This window comes from Ruminococcus sp. (assembly GCF_045129435.1).
Taxonomy (GTDB): domain Bacteria; phylum Bacillota; class Clostridia; order Oscillospirales; family Acutalibacteraceae; genus Ruminococcoides.
The window spans coordinates 23449-29608 of the sequence record NZ_JBGVJL010000070.1; the positions used below are offsets into that span (position 1 = coordinate 23449).

The window sequence follows — 6160 nt, forward strand, 5'->3', positions numbered from 1 at the left end:
CAATTAAGTAATCAGTTGTTTACCGATTAATCGGTTTACATAAATAAAGTATTGGGGGAATTTCAATGAAAACAAAAATGAATGTCAAAAAAATGCTTGCAATCGCACTTGCAGCAATGATGGCAGCAACAGCCTTTGCAGGCTGTGGAAATTCAAGCAGTTCATCAACAGCCTCCGGAGCTGACTCGGCTTCAACAGGCACACCAATGACAAATGAGGAAATTATCAAGAAAGCCGCAGCAGAGGGTAAAATCGGTAACTGGGGACTTGGTAATGAATACGAAATTCTCGCACTTTTGCAGAAATACGGTCTTCCTACAACCTACCTTTCACAGGACTTTACAATGGACGGATTTGATCAGGACGATATTACACTTGCTTCTGCAATGACTTATAACGAGCTTGGTCTTGTAATTAACGACTATGACGGCGGCTACAAGTACGGAGATACAGTAGGCACTATTGATATGAACGATGAGGGCGTTGCAATGCTCGAGGATAACATATTCTGTACAAAGGAATTTGCAAAGAATAATCCTAATACAGTCAAAGCATTTGTTTACGCTTCTATGAAGGGCTGGAAATACGCAGTAGAAAATCCTGAGGAGGCAGCTCAGATTGTATTTGATGCAGGTTCTTCGGTATCTTCCGACCACCAGCTCTATATGGCTCAGCAGGTTGCAAAGCTTGTTTCAACTGATACAAAGGGCAACACAGTAACCGACTACGGCAATATGGACGAAGAGGCAATGCAGCAGACTCTTGACCTTTGCAAGCAGTATGTACAGCTTGATGACTCATCGGCAGCAACAAAGCTTGCAAGCTTCACACTTGATGATATTCGTGATACTCAGTACATTGAAGCAGCAAATGCTTCTACAGACGGAAAGTTTGGTACACTTGAAAAGACAGATGTAACAATTCAGCTCAAGTGGTTGCCACAGGCTCAGTTTATGGGCTACTATGTAGCACAGGCTAAGGGCTACTATGACGAGGTTGGTCTTAAAGTTACTATTACACCGGGTGGCGGTGATATTTCTGAAACAACAGCAGTAAACAACGGTACGGTTGACTTTGGTGTAACATGGGTAGCAAACCTTACTTCTGCAAATGCAGGCGGTATGGATCTTCTTGAGATTGCTCAGGTATATCAGAGATCAGGTCTTGACCTTGTTTACAAAAAGGACCTCTTTACAAAGTAATAAACAACGGCTGTGCGGTAGCTTTACTGCCGCACAGCACAAATAGAAAGGAAAGGAACATTATGGATTTATTAATTAAAAACGGTACAATAGTTACCGCAAAAGGCAGCTATAAGGCAGATGTAGCTGTTAAGGACGGCAAAATTGCAGCAATCGGAAATGACCTTGAGGTTTCTGCTACAAAAGTTGTTGATGCAAAGGGCAAGCTTGTTTTGCCGGGTGCTATTGATGTTCACACACATTTGGCAATGCCATTTGGCGGAACAGTATCAGCCGACAGCTATCTTTCAGGTACTCGTGCAGCAGCGTGTGGCGGTGTGACAACAGTTTTTGATTATCCTGTTCAGCACAGCGGCGAAACTATTATGGGACTTATCAATTCCAAAAAGGCTGTGCTTGAAAAAGAGGCTTGTGTTGACTACGCTTTCCATTGCTGTATCACAGATTTAAACGGCGGCGAAATTCTTGATGAAATGGAAACAGCGGTAAAAGAGGGTATTACAAGCTTTAAGTGTTTCTTCGTTTACAAAAAAGAGAAGATGATGGTTGATGACGCAACCTTTGTACGACTTCTTTTGAGAGCAAAGGAGCTTGGTGCAAAAATCAATCTCCACGCCGAAAATCCTGACCTCATTGATATGAGAACAGAGCAGTTCCTTAAAGAAGGCAAAACAAGTGCATGGTACCATTATCTGAGCAGACCAGAGTTTGTTGAGGCAGAGGCAGACAAACGAGCAGTGCATTGGGCAAAGCACCTTGAAGCTCCGCTCTACATTGTGCATATGGCAGACAAGGAGGGACTTGAGGAGTGTATTAAAGCAAAGACTGAGGGACACGAGCTTTACATTGAAACCTGTCCGCAGTACCTTGAATTTACCTGCGATGTTTATAAGCGTGAGGACGGCAGAAACTTTGTATGTTCACCTCCAATGAAGGGTAAAGAAAGTCAGGATGCTTTGTGGACTGCACTAAAGGCAGGTCTTATTGATACAGTTGCAACCGACCATTGCCCATTCCAGAGTTACGAAAAGGATTGGGGCAAGGACGACTTTACAAAAATTCCAAACGGCTGTGCAGGAATTGAAAATCTTTATCCGTATATGCTTGACGCAGCGAACAGCGGTAAGATTACATTTGAAAGGGCAGTTGAGGTTTGCTCAACAAATCCGGCTAAAATCTTTGGCTGTGATGCAAAGGGTGCAATCGAGGTTGGTAAGGATGCCGACATTGTAATTTACGATAAAGATAAGGATTTCACAATCAGCGTTAATAATATGCATTCGGATTGTGACCATACAATTTGGGAGGGTAAAAAGCTCCACGGTTATCCTGTACAGACCTATTTAAGAGGCAGCCTTGTTTACGACAACGGTAACTTTACAGGCACACCGGGCAGCGGAATGTATATTAAACGCAGTACCTCAAAATAGTTTTTGAAAGTGGTTGATATTATGGGATATAGAGAGATAGTTTTAAAAAGCGAAAGCAGCAGATGCCTTCTTTGTGCAGACGCTCCTTGTGCAAAGGCTTGTGAGCACGGAGTTAAAATTGATAAAATTATCCGTTCCGTTAATTTTGAAAACAAAGCCGGTGCAAGGTATCTTCTTGCAGACAATCCTTGTGTAAGCTGTATAGACGGCAGCTGTATGCAGGAATGCAACAGAGCAAAATTTGACGCACCTGTAAGAATTGATAAAATTACAGAGCTTGTGGCTAAGGAAAAACCGATTGCCCCAAAGAAAATTGATTTAAGCACCGAGCTTTGCGGAGTAAAGTGTGAAAATCCGTTCTTCCTTTCTTCATCAGTAGTTGGCAGTAACTACGAAATGGTAGCCAAGGCTTTTGATGAGGGCTGGGCAGGTGTTGCCTTCAAAACAATCGGAATGTTCACACCAAACGAGGTTTCACCACGATTTGCCGAGCTTGATAAGGAAGATACAGCTTTTGTCGGCTTCAAAAATATCGAACAAATATCAACCTATTCGCTTTCAGAAAATCTTGAATTTTTCAGAAAGCTAAAGGAAAATTATCCTACCAAGGTAATTATTGCATCCATTATGGGCAGTAATGAAGAGGAGTGGACAAAGCTTGCTTCCCTTTGTGAAGAGGCAGGAGCAGATGTAATTGAGTGCAACTTTAGTTGCCCGCAGATGGTGGGTGAAGGACTTGGCAGTGATGTCGGTATCAATCCTGAACTTGTATATTCTTACACACAGGCGGTAAGAAAGGGAACTAAGCTTCCTATTCTTGCAAAAATGACGCCGAATATCACTTCAATGATTCCTCCGGCAGTAAAGGCGGTTGAGGCAGGAGCAGACGGACTTGCCGCAATCAACACAATAAAAAGCATTATGAATGTTGATTTAAACGGCTTTTCAACCTCACCGAATGTAAGCGGTAAATCCTCGGTCGGTGGTTATTCGGGCAAGGCAGTCAAGCCGATTGCACTCAGATTTATAAATGAAATGAAGTCAGACGAAAGACTTAAAGATATTCCAATCAGCGGTATGGGCGGAATAGAAACATGGTATGACGCAGCGGAGTTTATCTCTCTTGGCTGCTCAACCGTACAGGTTACAACCTCGGTTATGCAGTACGGTTACAGGATTATAGATGATATGCTTGACGGACTAAAAAGATATATGTCGGCACATGGATTTACTTCTATTAACGATTTTCTCGGAAAGGCAGAGCAGAATATTATTCCTGCCGATGATCTCGACAGAAGTTACATATGCTTTCCGAGCTTTGACAGAGAAAAATGTGTTGGATGTGGCAGATGTTATGTATCTTGCTTTGACGGCGGACATCAGGCTATCAAGATGAACGATAAAAACAAGCCTGTGCTTTTAGGCAAAAAATGTGTAGGCTGCCATTTGTGCAAGGTAGTTTGCCCTGTGGGTGCAATTTCTGCAGGCAAAAAGGTTAGTAAATCAGCTATTAAGCATTGAGTAATAAACTAAATTACAAAGGAGTTTTGTGTTATGTATAAGTGTAGTATTGAAAGAATGCAGGATAAAATTTCAACATTCAGCAAGTTTGGCGATGCAGGCCACGGCGGAATTACAAGATATTCATTGTCACCTGAGGCTTTGCAGGCAAGAGGTGAGTTTGTCAAGAGAATGAAAGCAATCGGTGCTGAAATCAAGACAGACGATGTGGCAAATGTTTATGCTACACTCAAAGGCTCAGACCCGACATTACCTGCAATCGTTATGGCTTCTCATTGCGACTCGGTTAAAAATGGCGGTAACTATGACGGTATCCTCGGTGTTATGGGTGCTATGGAGGTGCTCGAAACTGTTGCGGCAGAGAATATTCCTCATAAGCACGATTTAGTAGCTATGATTTGGACAAACGAGGAAGGCTCACTTTATCCGCCGGCAATGATGTGTTCCGGTATTGTTTGCTATGATTATCTGCCGGCAGACATTGCAAAGAACTTCAAAAAAGAAAATATGCTTGCTTCAAAGTCAATCCTTGACCCAACAAAGACATTTGAAATGGCTCTTGAGGCATCAGGCTATAAGGGTGACGAGGCAAACAGACTTAATCCTAAGGATTACAAGGCTATGTTTGAGCTTCATATTGAGCAGGGCCCAATCCTTGAAGCTGCCGGAAATGATATTGGCGTAGTAACTTGCGTACTCGGTATGGTAAACTACCGTATCAAGGTTTTCGGTCAGGCAGACCACGCAGGTACAACACCTATGAAATATCGTCACGATGCTCTCTTCGGTGCTGCAAAGCTGCTTGAATATCTCCACACAGAGCTTGATAAGCTTGACCCGGAACTTGTATATACAACAGGTGAAATTCTTTGCCACCCCGATGTTCACACAGTAATTCCTGATTATGTTGAATTTTCGCTTGACGCTCGCCACGAAGATCCAAAGGTAATTGAGCAGGTTGTTTCGGTTATTGAAAATATGCCTAAGGAGATTGAAAAGTGCAAGACCAGTTACGAGATTGCATGGACAAGAGATACTGTATATTATGACAAGCAGCTTGTCGATTTTGTACAGGAATCAGTAAACGAGCTTGGCTACTCTAACCAGAAGATTAATTCAGGTGCCGGTCATGACGCACAGTTTGCTTCATATATGCTTCCTACAACAATGGTATTTGTTCCGTCAAAGGACGGTCATTCACATTGCGAGCCTGAGTTTACTTCAACAGAGCTTTGCACAGAGGGTGCTTCGGTTCTTCTCAATGCTGTACTTAAATGTGATGCAGCAGACTAAAACAGACGGAGGTTTCTATGGATAATTACATTATAACCATAGCCCGCAGCTTTGGCAGCGGAGGCAAAGAGCTTGCCTCCCTGCTGTCCGAAAAGCTTGGTATTCCGTGGTATGAAAGACAGATTCTGACGATGGCGTCACAGGCAAGCGGAATTGATGAAAGTGAGTTTGTAGAGGTTGATGAACGACTTCATGGCAATTATCTTATAAAATCGCTGACAAAGCTGCCGACTGCAAATGTTTTAAGACCGGAATCAAGAGCTTTTGTGTCTGACTTAAATTTATACAACATTCAGGCTGAAATCATTAAGGAGTTGTCACACACACAGTCCTGCATAATTGTAGGTAAATGTGCCGACTATATCCTCAAGGACAGACCAAATGTATTCAGTGTTTTTGTTGATGCATACAATGATGATTGCGTGGCAAAAATTCGTTCAAGAATTTATGTGTCGGACGAGAGAGCAAAGGATATGAAAAAGCGTACAGACAAGTATCGCACAGCGTACTACAAGTACTACACAAGAGGTGAAAACTGGAAAGACCCTCTTAATTATGATATGTTTTTAAACACATCAAGAATTTCAACAAAGGCTTGTGCCGAGATTATTGCAAATGCAGTAAAGCAGAAGTTTGGTGAATAATTATCTGCGGAGGTGAGGAAAGTGGCAGTAACACTTGCATCCTTATGTGAAAAATCAGGCTATCTTTACG

General features: G+C 42.4%; 5 protein-coding genes. All 5 read left to right on the forward strand.

The genetic code is table 11. From position 1 onward, the window contains the following. Positions 1-65: 65 nt before the first annotated feature. The 5 genes from ACJMMI_RS03635 to ACJMMI_RS03655 are packed head-to-tail and all read left to right on the forward strand — an operon-like array spanning position 66 to position 6090. Complete coding sequence (locus ACJMMI_RS03635) at positions 66-1202, forward strand: ABC transporter substrate-binding protein (RefSeq protein ID WP_405353657.1); 1137 nt, start codon at positions 66-68, stop codon at positions 1200-1202. A gap of 26 nt (positions 1203-1228) precedes the next feature. Next, entirely contained in the window at positions 1229-2632 is a 1404-nt protein-coding gene (gene hydA / locus ACJMMI_RS03640) for a dihydropyrimidinase (protein ID WP_405353664.1), read from the forward strand. 21 nt (positions 2633-2653) lie between these two features. Further along, positions 2654-4153 (forward strand): NAD-dependent dihydropyrimidine dehydrogenase subunit PreA, encoded by a 1500-nt coding sequence (preA, locus tag ACJMMI_RS03645; RefSeq protein WP_405353659.1) that lies wholly within the window; start codon positions 2654-2656, stop codon positions 4151-4153. A gap of 33 nt (positions 4154-4186) precedes the next feature. After that, complete coding sequence (locus tag ACJMMI_RS03650; RefSeq protein ID WP_405353661.1) at positions 4187-5446, forward strand: Zn-dependent hydrolase; 1260 nt, start codon at positions 4187-4189, stop codon at positions 5444-5446. Positions 5447-5463: 17 nt separating this feature from the next. Then, a complete protein-coding gene (locus ACJMMI_RS03655) occupies positions 5464-6090 on the forward strand; it encodes an AAA family ATPase (protein WP_405353662.1) in 627 nt (208 codons plus the stop codon). Positions 6091-6160: the final 70 nt, after the last annotated feature.